Genomic DNA, 13723 nt, shown 5'->3' with positions numbered 1-13723 from the left:
CGTCATGGCAGGAATCGGTTTTCAACTGGTGCGGATGGCGCGCGACGGAGGTGTCGGCGGTGCGGCCGGGGCCGCGCTGCACGGCGCGGTCATTAGTGCCGGGCCCTGGCTGACCACCGCGGTCGCGATGATCGCCTTTCAGCATTGGGCGGCCGACGCGATCGGAGTCCGGGATGCGCAGATGGTGCGGACCGTGCTGATCTATGCGTTCAGCGTGTCGGCGCTGATCGCCGGGCCGATCGCGATCCTGGCGACCCGGCTGGCGGCGGACCGGCTGTTCGCGCGCGACCCCGGCGGCGTGCCGGGCATCATGCTGGTCGCGCTGGCGCTGGGCGGCGGCGGCGCGATGCTCGTCGGGGCGTGGCTGTTCGGCGTGATGGCGCAATTGCCGCTGGGCCGTGCCGGCCTGGCCAGCCTGCTGCTCGGCCTGTTGACCCAGCTCTGGATCGCCTCGCCGATGTTGACCGCGTTGCGCCGCTATCGTGCGGTGCCGGTGGCCTATCTGGTCGGGATCGCGCTCGCGGCGCTGCTGTTCCTTATCTGGCCGCAGCCCGGCGGGACGCTGGCGCTGGCCGGGGTGACCGGCGGGACCGGGGCGGCGCTGGCCGTGCTTCTGGTCCTGCTGCGCCGGGCCTTTGCCGCGCCGACGATATTGCCCGATCGCACGCTGATCGGCGCGCGGCTGGCGCTGATCGTCGCGGCGGCGGGGCTGGCGGGGGCGGTCGCGATCTGGATCGACAAATGGCTGCTATGGTTCGGACCCGACAGCATCGTGGCGCTGGGCCGGTTGCGGTTGAACCCGATCAACGACACGGGCAGCTTTCTGGGCCTGTTGACGATGGTGCCCGGACTGACCCTGGTGCTGATCGTCGGCGAAACGCGGTTCGATCGCGCCTTTGACGACCTGATGGCGCGTTGTACCGGCACTTCCACCCTGGCCCGGATCGAGGAGGCGCGGGGCGAGCTGATCGCCGTGCTGCTCGACGGCCTGCGCCTGCTGGTCCTGGCGCAGATGCTGGTCGCCGGGCTCGCCTGGGTGCTGGCGGTGCCGTTGTTCGAACTGATCGGGGCGGATGCGCGCGGCATCTTCGCCTTTCGCCACACCTCGGCGGGGGCGATCTTCCATCTGGTGGCGATCGGCGCGACGCTGGTGCTGTCCTATTATGACCTGTTCGCGCGGATCGTCCTGATCTGGGCGAGCTTCGCGATCGCCTCCGCGCTGGCCACCTGGGTTCAGATGGATGCGGGATTCGCCGCCTTTGGCTGGGGCTATATGGTCGGAGCGCTGGTCGCCGCCTCGGTCGGGCTGGCGCTGGTCGCCGAGGCGACCGTCAAGCTCGTTTATCTGCTGTTCGTTGGAAACAATCCCGCCGTGGTCGGGCGACAGGGTCGATGGACATGATGGAGCGAAACATGGGGCGACGGACGATGTTCGGCCTGACCCTTGGGTTGGGCGTGTTCGGCACGGCGGCGGCGCGCGGGCCGGCGGCGGAGGCACCGGGTACGGTTCGCCGCTGGGGCGTGGATTACGGCCCGGCCACCGATCCCACGCTGGCGCGGACGATGGACCTGCTGGTGCTGGAGCCGCACCATCCGCGCCCCATTGCACCCCTGCGCGGCCCGGACAGCCGGCTGCTCGGCTATGTCAGCCTGGGCGAGGTGGAGCGCAGCCGCCCCTATCTGTCCATGCTGGACAAGGCCGGTGCGTTGCGCGCGCCCAATCCGCACTGGCCCGATGCGCGGCATGTCGATCTGCGCCACCCAGCCTGGCGGACCGTGCTGCTCGACCGGGTGGTGCCGGAGATCCTGGCCCTCGGGTTTGACGGTATTTTCATGGATACGCTCGACAATGCCGAGGCGATGGAGCGGGACGATCCCCAATCGGCCAAGGGCATGGTGGCGGCGGGCGGTGCGTTGGTCGCGGCGCTGCGCGCGCGATTCCCGACCATCGCGCTGATGCTCAACCGCGGCTATGCGGCCTTGCCCGACGCCGCGCCGCATATCGACTATCTGCTGGGCGAATCGATGGCGTCGCGTTGGAGCTTCGCCGATCGCCGCTATGAGATGCTGTCCGACAGCGATTGGACGTGGCAGGCGGAGCGGTTGCGCGCCGCGAAGCGGCGCAACCCCGCGCTGGGGCTGATGACGCTCGATTATTGGGATCCCACCGATCGCACGAAGGTCGCCGCGCTCTATGCCCGCGAACGCGCGGCGGGGTTCCAGCCCTATGTCGCGACGCTGGCGCTCGACCGCCTGATCCCGGAGCCGAGGGGGTGACGCGGTCCCCGGCGCAGCGCTGGCTGGCGATCGGCCTGCCCATGGCGGCGGGCGTCGGATTGCTGGCGCTCGGCCTCGTGCTGATGCCCGGCGCGCGCGAGGTGGAACAGGCCGCCCGCCGCGCGCTGCCCCGGCCGATCGCGCCGCCGCCTCCCGCGGCCGTCGCCGTACCGCCGCCCTCCACCCCGCTTCCTCCCGATCTGGCGGCGAGTGTACGCACCGCCGATGCCGCGACGCTGGCGATGATGACCCGGACCATGATCGCGGACGGGCGGCCGGTCTCGACGCGGCAGGTCGCCTATGATCTGGTCGCATCGGGCCGTCCGGCAGTGGCGCTGGCCTATATGGCGGCGCGGCCCGATGGACAGGATCCGGCGCTCTGGCCGCTGAAGGTGGAGACGCTGCGCAAAATCGGCCGCCAGGCCGAGGCGGAGGCCTTGCTTGCCGCGGCGGCGCAGCGGGCGGGCGGGATCGCGCCGTCGGCGATCGTGCAGGCGGGCTATGCGCTGAACCGTCCCGACCTCCTGATCGTGGCGGCGCGCCATGGCGCGATTCCGCCGCCCGATGCGCGGCTGGCACAGGATCTGGCGCAGCGGGCGGAAGCGCGCGGGCGAATGGACTGGATCGCCGAACTCGATCGGTTGGGCACCGACTGGCGGTCACGGGACCCCTGGCTGGCCCTGCGCGTGGCGCTGCGACAGGGCGATAGCGCGGCGGCGCAGCGGGCGATCGCCGGGCTGCCCGCCAAGGACCAGGATGCGGCGCGCGGCGCGCTGATGACGCGGACCGGCGACCGGGCGGGGATGCGGGGCCTGCTGATGGCCGAAGCGGCCCGGCCCGATGCGCCGATCCCCGATATCGCCGAGCGGTTGCTGGCCCTGGACGCGCGCGACGATGCGCTGGCGCTGCTGCGCCGCGCGGCGGCGGGCGATCCGCCGACGACGCCGGTGGCGCAACGCCTGCTCTATCTGATGGGACCGCGCCCCGCCGCCGCCGATCGCGACTGGTTGCGCCAGCGCGCGCTGACCGGACCGGCCACCGAACAGGCGCGCTGGCTGGCGCTCTATGCGGAGCGGGACAGGCCGGCCGCCGCGCTGGCCTTTGTCCAGCGGCATCCGCTGGCCGCGCGGACCGATGTCGCGATCACCCGGCTGCAACTCGCGCAGGCGGCGGGCGATCCGGTGGCGGCGCGTGGCGCGATGGCGGCCCTGCTCGACGGGCGGTCGCTCGACGCGGCGACGCTTCGGCGAATCTCGGGGCTGGCCGATGGGCTCGACCCGGCCCAGTCGCGGCTGTTGGCCGAGCGGCGGATCGCGGCGGGCGTGGCGGGACCGCGCGATCGGCTCGATCTGGCCTGGGCCGCGTGGAATGCCGGGGATGCGGCGGGCACGCGCGACTGGTTGCGCGACTATCTCGCGGAGGCGCCAGCGGACCTGCCCGCGTTGCGGCTGATGGCGGATGCGCAGGCGCGGCTCGGCGGCGCGGCGGCGGCGCGTCCCTGGCTGGAGCGCGCCCTGCTTCAGGCGCCCCCGCAGGGCCGGACCCGCGCCGAATTGCTCGATCGGCTGGGCCGTCATGCCGAGGCGCTGGACCTGGTCACGGCGCTGCGCCGCGAATCGCCGCGCGATACCGGGCTGGCGACATTGCAGGCCCGATTGCTGATCGCGGCCGGGCAGCCGACGCGCGCGCGCGCAGTGCTGACGCCGTGATCGTCGCCGACGCCCCCGCCACGGCTGGTCTCGCGCCTCCGCAACTGGTGGTGCCCGACACAGTGTTCGTCGACAACCGGATCGCCGTGCCCGAGGATCCGCGCCTGGTCTGGCCGAGGGATACCGCACTGACGCTGGAACCGGCCGATGGCGAACTGGTGGTCCGGTTCGGTCAGCCGCCCGAGCCGGCTGCGATCGAGCGGTTCCGCCGGGCGGCGGGGCCGGCGATCGGCGACCTGCGCTGGAACGATGTCAGCCTGGTGCTGCGCGCCGCCGCGGGCTGGACGATGGACGCGCATGTCGTCGGGGCCATGCTGGTCGTCGCCTTCCGCCCCGATACGCCACCCGTTCGCGACCGGCCGGTGGCGGATGCGACCGGCGCGCGGGACATGGCGCTGGCGGCGGTCGAGGCCGATCTCGCGGCGGGTTATCCGGGTCGGGGGCGGCGCGAGGCGGCGGCGCTGCTGGCGCGCGATCCCGGCGACCGGCGGGCGGCGCGGTTTCTCGCCGATGCGCGTGCGATGGACGGCGATACCGCCGGGGCCGGACGGGAGTATCGCGCGATCGGGGCCAGCGATCCGGCCGCCGCGCGGATCATCGCCGCCGCCGGCGGACGCGCCGCGATCGGCGTCACCGCGCGCGAGGGCGGCGATCTGGCGCAGGTGGAGGCGGCGGCGCGGGTCGATGCGCCGGTAAGCGGGACGGTCGGCCTGGGGGCCGGACTGCGCCATCTGACCAGCCGGGTCGATCTGGCCGGGGGACGGCGGACCCGCGGCACGACGATGGCGGACGCCGCACTGGCGGTCGCGCTCGGCGATGCGGCCCGGTTGCAGCTCCTCGCGTCCGCCGCGCTGGACGACGGGGTGACGGGGGGCGGCGCGAAGATGACCTATGGCCCGGCCGAGGCGCAGTGGCGGGTCACGCTGACCCGGCACATGCCCGAATATTGGACTCCGGCGCAGGTGCTGGCGGGCGGCTATCTCTCGCGCGCGGCGCTGGGGGGGGCACCTATCGCCTGAACTCCGGGCTGGTCGTGCAGGGGGATCTGGGCGTCAATCGCTATGGCCTGGCGGGGGAGCGGGGGGCGAGCGACACGGTGACACTGGCGGGCGGCATCGAATATCTGATCCGCCGCCGCTATCCGTTGCTGGGGCTCAGCTACCGGGTCGAGGCCGAATATGTGCAGCGCATGGTGGCGGGCGGCGACGGACAGCTGCTGATCCCGCTGGCGGACCGCGAGAATCACACGGTGCAGGCGATGCTGGGCGAGGCGATCGGCCCGGTCCAGTTGACCGGGCTGGCCGGATGGACGGTCGATCGCTTCGGTGGCGAAGGGCCCAATGCCAGCCTGGCCGCCGTCGCGCCGGCCGGATTGCAGTGGCGGATCGAGGCGTCGGGCGGCGTGACGTCGATCAGCCGTCCGGGCTTTTCGGGACAGCAGCTGTTCGCCCGGGCCCAACTGACCCGCAGCCTGGGGAGTCCGCGATGAGCGTGCGTGACAGTCACGAGGGACGGGTCGTCATCCGGTGGCGGCAGGGCGTGCGGATCGTCCTGGAACTGCTGGTGGTCTTTGGCGTGCTGGTCGCGCTCGACCATGCGCTGACCGGTGGGGTCGGTTTCGCGGGGGTGCAGCCCAGTCCCTATTGGATACCCGTGCTGGTGATGGCGCTGGCCTATGGCACCGGGCCGGGGGTGGCGGCGGCGATGATCGCCTCCGCCCTGTGGCTGGCCGGCGCGCATGACGATATGGGCGGGCGCGATTATCTCGACTGGCTGCTCCATGTCTCGATCCCGCCGCTGCTCTGGTGCGTGGTCGCGGTGTCGGTCGGCGAGGTGACGCTGGTGCGTCGGCGACGCCTGGCCAAAACGGAGCGGCGCGCGGTGCTGGCCGTGCGCGATATCGCGCGGCTGACCGACGCGCATGAGCGGCTGACGCGGACCAATGGCGTGTTGCAGCGCCGGATCGCGACCGATCCGCACGCGCTGGGCCGGATCGTCGCCATCGCGACCGGGCTGGCCGCGCTTGACCCGGCGGCGCGACGCGGCACCATCGCGCAGTTGATCGCGCTGGCCGGACATAGCGAGGATTTCACCTGCTACCGGATCGGCCCCGATGGCGCGCGCGCCTGGCTGCGCGGCGGCGCGGTGCAGGGGGTGACGCTGGGCCGCCCCGACCAGTTGCCGACGGCGATGATCGCGGCGGCGGGCGGCGACCGGCGCGTGCGCCATGTCGCGCGCGCGGCCGATCGCGAATGGCTGGCGGGGCTGGGGGTGGCCGCGGTCCTGCTGGAGGATGGCGAGGGCGCATTGGCCGGCCTGTTGCTGTTCCATGACCTGCCGTTCGAGGATTTCACCGCGCATCGCATCGCCCATCTGGTCGAGATCGCGGCGTGGCTGGGGCCGATGCTGTGCGATGCGACGGCCGGTCGGGCGGTACGCGCCGCCGGGCTGGTCGCATGACCGCGCGCTACGGCGCGATCGCCATTCTCGATCTCGCCTGGATCGTGCTGGCGATGACGGTCGGGCTGGGCGCGGGCGCGGCCCTGCTCGGCCATGCGGTGGCCGTGATCGGCACCTATGCGCTGTGGTTGCGCCAGGACCCGCATGGCGGCTTTGCCGCCGCGTTGCTCGGGCTGATGGGGCCGCCGGGATTGATGCTGGGGCAATGGCTGGGCGCGGGGGCCGAGCGGTGGCGGATCGTTCCGCCGGCGAGCGACGACGATATCCCGATGCTGGGCCGCAGGCCCGGCATCCGGCGGCGCGGCGCCGCGCGGGAGGTCGCGCGACTGCTCGACGGGCGGATTCAGTATCCGCAGTCGTCGGGACTCGATTCGCTGGTTACGATCCTGCGCCACGGCGCCGTGGCGGAGCGTCGCCGTGCGCTGGAAACGGTGGTGCGGTCGTTCGAGCCGGGCCTGTCGCCGCTGATCGCGCAGGTGCTGAACGATCCCGACCAGACGATCCGTGCGCTGGCCGCCGCCGCCTCGGCCCGGATCGTTCAGAACCTGGCCGAGCAGCGTGCGGGTCTGGAGGCGAAGGTCGTGGCGGGCGATGACGAGGCGCGCGAGGCGCTGGCCCGTTTGCTCGCCGATCATGGTCGCGCGAACCTTCTCCTGTCGGATACGCAGCGCGGCCATATGCGCACCGAGGCGGCGGCGCTGTTCGCCTGCGGTAATCAGGCGGACGAGGCCGAGCGGCTGGCGCTGGAGGCCGCCTGGACCGCGCGCGATTATGCCGCGATCGACCGGATGCGCGCGACCCGCGACGACGACGATTCGCGCTGGTGGCGGGCCGAGGTGGCGCGATGAGCGCGTGGGATGCCGATGTCTGCCTGATCGTCGAGGGTGCCTATCCCTATGTCATCGGCGGGGTGTCCGGCTGGCTTCAGGACCTGATCTCCAATTTGCCCGAGATTCGCTTCGCGGTCGTCGCGATCAAGCCGGGGCCCGCGCCGCTGCCCTTTCGCATTGCGCCGCCGCCCAATGTCGTGCTGGTGCAGGAGATCGGCCTCGCCCCCGCCGCCGGAGCGCCCCAGCCCATCCCCGACAGGACCGCGCGGGCCATCGCCGATGCGCTGATGCTGTTCGTCGCGACCGGGCGGCGAGAGGCGATCGCGACGCTGCTCGATCTGTTCGCGGGGATGCGGCGGGTGCCCGATCCCGGCGATATCCTGGCGCATCCCGCGACCTTTCAGCGGTTGCAGCGCCATTACCGCGCCATCCTGCCGCGCGCGTCCTTCCATCATTATTTCTGGGCGATGCGGGTGTTGCTGGGCGGCCTGCTCGCGGTGCTGACCGCGCCCCTGCCGCGCGCGCGGGTCTATCACACCATCTCGACGGGCTTTGCCGGCCTGTTGGCGGCACGGGCGCGGCACCAGACGGGGCGGCCCGCCTTCATCACCGAACATGGCATCTATCTGCTCGAACGGCAGATCGAGGTGATGATGGCCGACTGGATCGGTGACCAGATCGACACCGGGCTGGCGCTGGAGCGCGGGGTGCGCGACCTGCGCGACCTGTGGGTGCGCGCCTTCACCAGCTATGCCGAGGCCTGTTACGCCGCGTGCGATCCGATCGTGGCGCTCTATGGCGAGAACAACCGGGTGCAGCACCGGCTGGGCGCGGCGGCGGAGCGGCTGCGGGCGATTCCCAATGGCGTCGATGTCGGCCGCTTCGCGCATCTGGCCGATGCCCGCGACCTCGCGCGCCCGGTCGTCGCGCTGCTGGGCCGGGTGGTGCCGATCAAGGACGTCAAGACCTTCATCCGCGCCGCCGCCATCGTGCACGAGGCGCGGCCCGATATCCGCTTCGCGGTATTGGGGCCCGAGGACGAAGACCCCGAATATGCCGCCGAATGCACGATGCTGGTCGCCGAACTGGGGCTGGGCGAGGTGCTGTCGTTCGAGGGGCGGGTGCGGATCGAGGACTGGATGGCGCGCATCGACCTGCTGGTGCTGACCAGTCTGTCCGAGGCGCAGCCGCTGGTCATCCTGGAGGGCGGGGCGTGCGGCATCCCCGTGGTCGCGCCCGATGTCGGCAGTTGCCGCGAGATGATCGAGGGGCGCGGCGGTGCGGATGGCGGGCATGGCGGGATCGTGACGCCGTTGGTGAATCCCGCCGCCACCGCCGCCGCCATCCGCCGTATCCTGGACGACCCGGAACTGCGCCGGTCGATGGGCGAGACGATGCGCGAGCGGGTGAAGCGCGATTACGACCACCCCACGATCATCGGCGCCTATCGACGGCTCTATGGGGAATTGGCCGCGCGGGACGACTGACGCGGGCGGCCTGTCCGGGCGCGCCGCCCGGGATCTAGCGGGGAGCCGCCGGGCTTCCCCCGGTCACCACCGCATCGCTCAGTTCGGTGAATGACGGCGCGGGCAGGGCGGGGGCCGGCGTGACCGGCACTGCCTGGCCCAATGTCCCGGGCGGTTCTGCGATGGCGGCGGGCCGGATCGCGGGTGCGGTTGCGACCGGCAGCATCGCGGGTGGTTTCGCCGTGGCGTCGGGGCGCGAGGCGCGGTCGATCGGCGCGAGCAGCGGGTCGAACGGGCCGAACACCTGTTTCTTCACCGCGCGGGCATTGGCGGCGGGATCATAGACCGCCACCCCGGTTTCCAGCAGCCCCGCCTGCAACCGCCCCAGCGTCGCCAGCAATCGCGCCTGCGCGACATAGCCCGCATAGCGCGCATTGGTCGCGACGATCTGCGCGTTGAGCAGCCGCTGTTCGGAATCCAGCACCTCGAAATTGGAACGGAATCCTTCCTGGAACCCGCGCTTCACACCGGTCAGCGCGGCCTCGGCCGCCTCGGTCGCGATCCGGCCCGATATCTGTTGCTCGCCCGCCGCGACCGCCTGGTTCCACGCGTCCTGCACCTCGGTCAGCGCCTGGCGGCGGGTCGTTTCGGCCTCGAACCCCAGTTGCTGGCGCTCGGCGACGGCGGCGCGGATCCGCGATCCGATCAGCCCGCCCGCCAGCAGCGGCATCGTCACGCTGATCCCGCCCGTCGCCTGCGCGCCCGCGTCGCGCAGTTGATAGGAATAGGGGCTGGCATAGCCATAGCCGCCGGTCAGCGCGACGATCGGCGCGCGCTCGGCCCGCTGCGCCGCGATCCGCGCGTCGCCCGCGCGCGCCGCCAGCGTCGCCTGCCACAGCGCGGGGCTTTCCTTCTCGGCGACCTGGAACGCGGTCTCCAGCGTATTGGGGAGTCCCGGCAGCGGCGGCGGCGGGGCCAGCCGCCCGGGGTTGCGGCCGACCAGCGCGGCGAAGCGCGCGCGGCTGGATTGCAGATTGGCCTGTGCCTGCGCCAGTTGCGCGCGGATGATCTCGCGCTGCGCCTGGGCCTGGGCGATATCGGTGCGGGTCAGGTCGCCGCCCCGCTCGCGCGCGACCGCCTGGTCGACCTGCCGGCCATAGCTGTCGAGCGAGCGCGTCTGGATCGCAACCAGCGCCTGGTCGCGCAGGACCGAGGCATAGGCGTCGACCACGCCGTACAGGATCATATTCTCGGTCTCGCGCAGCCGCTCGCGCCCCGCCAGCACGGTCGCTTCGGCGGCGGAGACCTGCGCGGCGGTCCGGCCGCCGTTGAGCAGGATCTGCGAGGCGGAGATGGTCGCGCCCATCGTCCGGCTGCGCACCGTGCCGAACTGGTCGAGCATGGTGCGCTGGTCCTGCTGGCGATATTGCATGTTCAGGTTGAGGCCGACGGTCAGGCGATAGGGCGATCCCGCCTGGACGATCTGTTCGTCCAGCGCGCGCAACTGCGCCCGTCCGGCCTCCAGCGTGGGATTGGCGCGGTATGCATCGGCGATCGCCCGGTCGAGCGTTTCGGGATCATGCATCTCCTGCGCCAGCACGGGCGTGGCGGCCAGCAGCAGCGGCAGGGTCCAGAGGCGGGGATCAGCGTTCATGGAAGGACCGTGAAAAGGCCTCGGTCAGCGGATCGAGCAGATATTGCAGCGCGCTTCGCTTGCGCAGCGGCACGGTGACTGCCACCGGCACGCCCGCGCGAATCCCGGTGTCGCCGCCGCGCACCGCCGCGATGCGCGCGATCTGGTCGCGCGGCACCGCGATCTCGGCGCTGAAATAGCTGTGGCCCGAGGCTTCGTCGCGCAGCGCGTCGGCGGAGACCGAATGGACGGTGCCGGTCAGGATCGGCAGGCCGCGATCGTGCAGCGACAGGAACTTCACCTCGGCCGGGCGGCCGGCCACCACGCCGTCGATATCGCCGGGCGCGAAACTGGCGCGGACGATCAGCGGCGCGGCGTCGGGCACGATGTCGAGGATCGGCTGCCCCGCCTGAATCACCCCGCCCACCGTAAAGACGCGCAGCCCGACCACCCGGCCGGAGACGGGGGCGCGGATTTCGGTGCGGGCGAGCTGGTCGCGCGCGGCGGCCCATTTGGGCTGCATCTCGTTCAACTGGAACTGGGTGTCGCGCAGCGCGGTGGCGGCATCCTCTACCTGACGGCGGCGACTTTGCACCATCTGGGCGCGGGTCTGGCCGATCTGTTCGCGCGCGGCGGCCGAGCGCGAACTGTAATCGGCATCGGCCCCGTCGAGCTGCTGTATCGAGCGTTCGATCGCGCGGACCGTATTGCGCGAGACATAGCCCTCATCCGCGAGTTTGCGGGTGCTTTCCAGTTGCTGCATCAGGCTGGCGCGCTGGCGGGCGGTCGCCTGCGCCTGTGCGTTATAGCCGGTCGTCTGCTGCCCGACCTCGGCCGCCTGCTGGCGGAGCACCTGGTCCCCGGCGGCCAGGGCGGCGTTGCGGCTGTCCAGCTGCGCGCGTTGCAGCGCCTGTGCGCGGGCGACCAGCCGGCGGTCGTCGCCCGTGGCGGCGGCGAACTCGGCGGGCCAGGCGATCGGGCGGCCGGCAATCTCCGCCTCCAGCCGCGCGCGCTGTGCCTGAAGATCGATGACGCTGGCGGCGAGCGCGCGTTCGCTGGCCGCGACCTCGGCCCCCTCCAGCCGGAACAGGATGTCGCCCGCGCGCACATGCTGCCCGTCACGGACCAGCATCGCCTTTACGATACCGCCGTCGCGATGCTGCACGGTGCGGCGATTGCCCGAGACGGTGACCTGGCCCTCGCCGGCCGCCGCCGCGTCGAGCCGCGCGATCGCGGCCCAGCCAAAGCCGACGACGAAGAACAGGATGGCGATGATCGCGCCCACCCGGATCGCCATGCGCGGCGAATCGTCCAGCGCCAGCCGGTCGGCGATCTGCGCGCGGGCGGTCATCGTGGCATCCCCGTGGTGACGAACCCGGCGTCGCCGCCGTTGCGTGGCGGAGCCTGGGTCGGGTTTTCTGCCGAAGCTTGCGGGCGGATCACCTTGGCCCGCTCGTCGAACAGCTGCACCTTGCCATCGCGCAGCAACAGCACCTTGTCGACGATCTGGAGCAGGCCGGTGCGGTGGGTCGACACGATCACTGTCGCCTGGCGCGCGCGGAGCGCCTGGATGCACTGGGCCAGCCGCGCCTCGCCCTCGCTGTCGAGATGGGCATTGGGTTCGTCGAGCAGCAACAGGGTCGGTCGCCCGAACATCGCGCGGGCGAGCGCCACCGCCTGGCCCTGTCCCGCCGACAGCCCGGCCTCGCCCCGATCGAGCATCGTCGAATAGCCCTGCGGCAATTGCAGGATCACCTCATGCGCGCCCGCATCCTGCGCCGCGGTGACGACGGCGGCGTCCAGCGCCTCGCTCTCTCCGTCGAGCAATCCGCGGAACCGCGCGATATTGGTGTGGACGGTGGCGGGAAGCAGCGTCGGCGCCTGCGGCATGAAGCCCAGATGGCGGCCGAGCTGTTCGCGATTCCAGTCGGACAGCGACGCACCGTCGATCCGCACCTCGCCCGCATCGGGAGCCTGGGCGCCGGCCAGCACGCGCAACAGCGTCGACTTGCCCGCGCCGCTGGGGCCGACCAGCGCGATGACCTCGCCCGGATTCACGGTGAAGGCGATGTCGGACAGGATCGTCCGGTCGCTGCCGGGCGCCTTGACCGCCAGCGCGCGGACCTCGATCCGCCCGGTCGGCGCCGGGAGGGTGGTCGGGGCGCGGTCCGGCCCCGCGTGGCGGCAGAAGCCGTCGAGCGATCGCCATGCCTCGCGCGCGGCGGTCAGCGGCTTGATCGCGCCCAATATCTGCTCGACGGGTTGCAGCGCGCGGCCCAGCAGCAGCGAGGCGGCGAAGATCGCGCCGCCCGAAATCTCCTGCCGCACCGCCAGCCATGCGCCCAGCGCGAGCGCCAGCGATTGCAGCAACTGGCGCAGGAATTTGGTCACCGCGAGGAACTGGCCCGACGTGGCCGCCAGCGCCGCCTGACGCCGCGCCAGGTCGGCGCGCTCCAGCAGATGGCGGGTGACCAGCGCGTCGCGCATCCCCAGCACCTGCATCACGTCGGACGCGATGATCGACGCGTCCTGTTCGCGTTGCGCCAGCGCGGTCCGGCCGCGCAGCGCGACGACGCTGGGTTCGGTGATGCGCTCGCTGGCGATGGCAATCGCGCCGAGCAGCAGGGCGCTGACCAGGGTCAGCACGCCGATCCAGGGATGCAGCAGGAAGGCGATGAGGATGTAGATCGGGGCCCATGGCGCGTCGAACAGCGCGACGACCGGGGTGCCGGTCAGCGTGCCGCGCACCGTGTCGAAATCGCGCATCGCCTGCGCGCGCTCGGCGACCGAGCCGCCGGGCGTGCCGAGGATGCGCAACAGGATGGCCGGGGCCAGCCGCCGTTCCAGCCGGATGCTCGCGCGCAGCAGCAGCCGCATGCGCACCGCGTCCAGGATCGCATAGACGCCCAGCGCAACGACCAGGATCAGCGTCAGCAGCGCCAGCGTGGGAACGCCGCGTGTCGGCACCACCCGGTCATAGACCTGGAGCATGAAGATCGAGGGCGCGAGGTTCAGCAGGTTGATGAGACCCGAGAACAGCGCGGCGGCGATCAGGTGCGGGCGACAGCCACGCACCACCGGCATCAGGCCGGCGGCGCGTGAATCGGGGGACAGGCCGGAGTCGGGCGGCGACATGCCCTGACTCCTACAGCGCAAGAGTAAGCGAAGCGTTCACAGGCGGGGGGCTTCGTCGGCGCCCGCCTGACGGGTCTCTAGGGTGCGTCTGCATTTGCAGGATTTCCATGAGGCGAGAGTTCTGATTCAAGGTTGGTGAAGGAGCCAGGCCTTGAGCAGACGGACGCTGACGGACGAGCAATGGGAGCGGATCGCGGGTTATCTCCCAGGCCG

The 13723-nt window shown here is 72.0% G+C and carries 11 protein-coding genes; 8 read left to right on the top strand and 3 right to left on the bottom strand.

The window, feature by feature from the left end:
* Nucleotides 1-4: 4 nt before the first annotated feature.
* The 8 genes from pelG to pelF are packed head-to-tail and all read left to right on the top strand — an operon-like array spanning nt 5 to nt 8763.
* Nucleotides 5-1402, top strand: coding sequence for an exopolysaccharide Pel transporter PelG (pelG, locus tag RN629_RS12060; RefSeq protein WP_407035445.1), 1398 nt, complete (start codon nt 5-7; stop codon nt 1400-1402).
* An 11-nt stretch (nt 1403-1413) separates the two neighbouring features.
* Nucleotides 1414-2277: an endo alpha-1,4 polygalactosaminidase gene (locus RN629_RS12055; protein ID WP_407035444.1), complete on the top strand. Its 864-nt coding sequence runs from the start codon at nt 1414-1416 to the stop codon at nt 2275-2277.
* The gene (locus tag RN629_RS12050; protein WP_407035443.1) at nt 2274-3986 is read left to right on the top strand and encodes a hypothetical protein; all 1713 of its coding nucleotides are present in this window, start codon (nt 2274-2276) and stop codon (nt 3984-3986) included. Before RN629_RS12055 ends, RN629_RS12050 begins: the two co-directional genes overlap by 4 nt.
* Nucleotides 3983-5005: a hypothetical protein gene (locus RN629_RS12045; RefSeq protein WP_407035442.1), complete on the top strand. Its 1023-nt coding sequence runs from the start codon at nt 3983-3985 to the stop codon at nt 5003-5005. The genes RN629_RS12050 and RN629_RS12045 overlap by 4 nt, the downstream gene beginning before the upstream one ends.
* Nucleotides 5006-5019: 14 nt before the next feature.
* Nucleotides 5020-5475 carry a hypothetical protein gene (locus tag RN629_RS12040; RefSeq protein ID WP_407035441.1) on the top strand — a complete coding sequence of 152 codons (456 nt, stop codon included), beginning with the start codon at nt 5020-5022 and terminating at the stop codon, nt 5473-5475.
* Nucleotides 5472-6446: a hypothetical protein gene (locus tag RN629_RS12035; RefSeq protein WP_407035440.1), complete on the top strand. Its 975-nt coding sequence runs from the start codon at nt 5472-5474 to the stop codon at nt 6444-6446. The genes RN629_RS12040 and RN629_RS12035 overlap by 4 nt, the downstream gene beginning before the upstream one ends.
* Complete coding sequence (locus RN629_RS12030) at nt 6443-7294, top strand: hypothetical protein (protein WP_407035439.1); 852 nt, start codon at nt 6443-6445, stop codon at nt 7292-7294. Before RN629_RS12035 ends, RN629_RS12030 begins: the two co-directional genes overlap by 4 nt.
* A complete protein-coding gene (pelF, locus tag RN629_RS12025) occupies nt 7291-8763 on the top strand; it encodes a GT4 family glycosyltransferase PelF (RefSeq protein ID WP_407035438.1) in 1473 nt (490 codons plus the stop codon). The genes RN629_RS12030 and pelF overlap by 4 nt, the downstream gene beginning before the upstream one ends.
* Nucleotides 8764-8797: 34 nt before the next feature.
* On the opposite strand, the gene RN629_RS12020 is transcribed toward pelF, so the two are convergent.
* The 3 genes from RN629_RS12020 to RN629_RS12010 are packed head-to-tail and all read right to left on the bottom strand — an operon-like array spanning nt 8798 to nt 13510.
* The gene (locus RN629_RS12020) at nt 8798-10396 is read right to left on the bottom strand and encodes a TolC family outer membrane protein (RefSeq protein WP_407035437.1); all 1599 of its coding nucleotides are present in this window, start codon (nt 10394-10396) and stop codon (nt 8798-8800) included.
* Nucleotides 10386-11726 carry an HlyD family type I secretion periplasmic adaptor subunit gene (locus tag RN629_RS12015; RefSeq protein WP_407035436.1) on the bottom strand — a complete coding sequence of 447 codons (1341 nt, stop codon included), beginning with the start codon at nt 11724-11726 and terminating at the stop codon, nt 10386-10388. The genes RN629_RS12020 and RN629_RS12015 overlap by 11 nt, the downstream gene beginning before the upstream one ends.
* The gene (locus RN629_RS12010; RefSeq protein WP_407035435.1) at nt 11723-13510 is read right to left on the bottom strand and encodes a type I secretion system permease/ATPase; all 1788 of its coding nucleotides are present in this window, start codon (nt 13508-13510) and stop codon (nt 11723-11725) included. The genes RN629_RS12015 and RN629_RS12010 overlap by 4 nt, the downstream gene beginning before the upstream one ends.
* Nucleotides 13511-13723: the final 213 nt, after the last annotated feature.

Source organism: Facivitalis istanbulensis (genome assembly GCF_040560405.1).
GTDB classification, from domain to species: domain Bacteria; phylum Pseudomonadota; class Alphaproteobacteria; order Sphingomonadales; family Sphingomonadaceae; genus Sphingomonas; species Sphingomonas istanbulensis.
Note: the sequence above shows the minus strand (reverse complement) of the source record. Positions and strands in the feature narration are given on the sequence as shown.

What these genes read in the sequence shown, in the direction of transcription:
- pelG (WP_407035445.1), top strand. Translation starts at nt 5, where the DNA reads ATGGCAGGAATCGGTTTTCAACTGGTGCGGATGGCGCGCGACGGAGGT.
- RN629_RS12055 (WP_407035444.1), top strand. Translation starts at nt 1,414, where the DNA reads ATGGGGCGACGGACGATGTTCGGCCTGACCCTTGGGTTGGGCGTGTTC.
- RN629_RS12035 (WP_407035440.1), top strand. Translation starts at nt 5,472, where the DNA reads ATGAGCGTGCGTGACAGTCACGAGGGACGGGTCGTCATCCGGTGGCGG.
- RN629_RS12030 (WP_407035439.1), top strand. Translation starts at nt 6,443, where the DNA reads ATGACCGCGCGCTACGGCGCGATCGCCATTCTCGATCTCGCCTGGATC.
- pelF (WP_407035438.1), top strand. Translation starts at nt 7,291, where the DNA reads ATGAGCGCGTGGGATGCCGATGTCTGCCTGATCGTCGAGGGTGCCTAT.
- RN629_RS12020 (WP_407035437.1), bottom strand. Translation starts at nt 10,396, where the DNA reads ATGAACGCTGATCCCCGCCTCTGGACCCTGCCGCTGCTGCTGGCCGCC.
- RN629_RS12015 (WP_407035436.1), bottom strand. Translation starts at nt 11,726, where the DNA reads ATGACCGCCCGCGCGCAGATCGCCGACCGGCTGGCGCTGGACGATTCG.
- RN629_RS12010 (WP_407035435.1), bottom strand. Translation starts at nt 13,510, where the DNA reads ATGTCGCCGCCCGACTCCGGCCTGTCCCCCGATTCACGCGCCGCCGGC.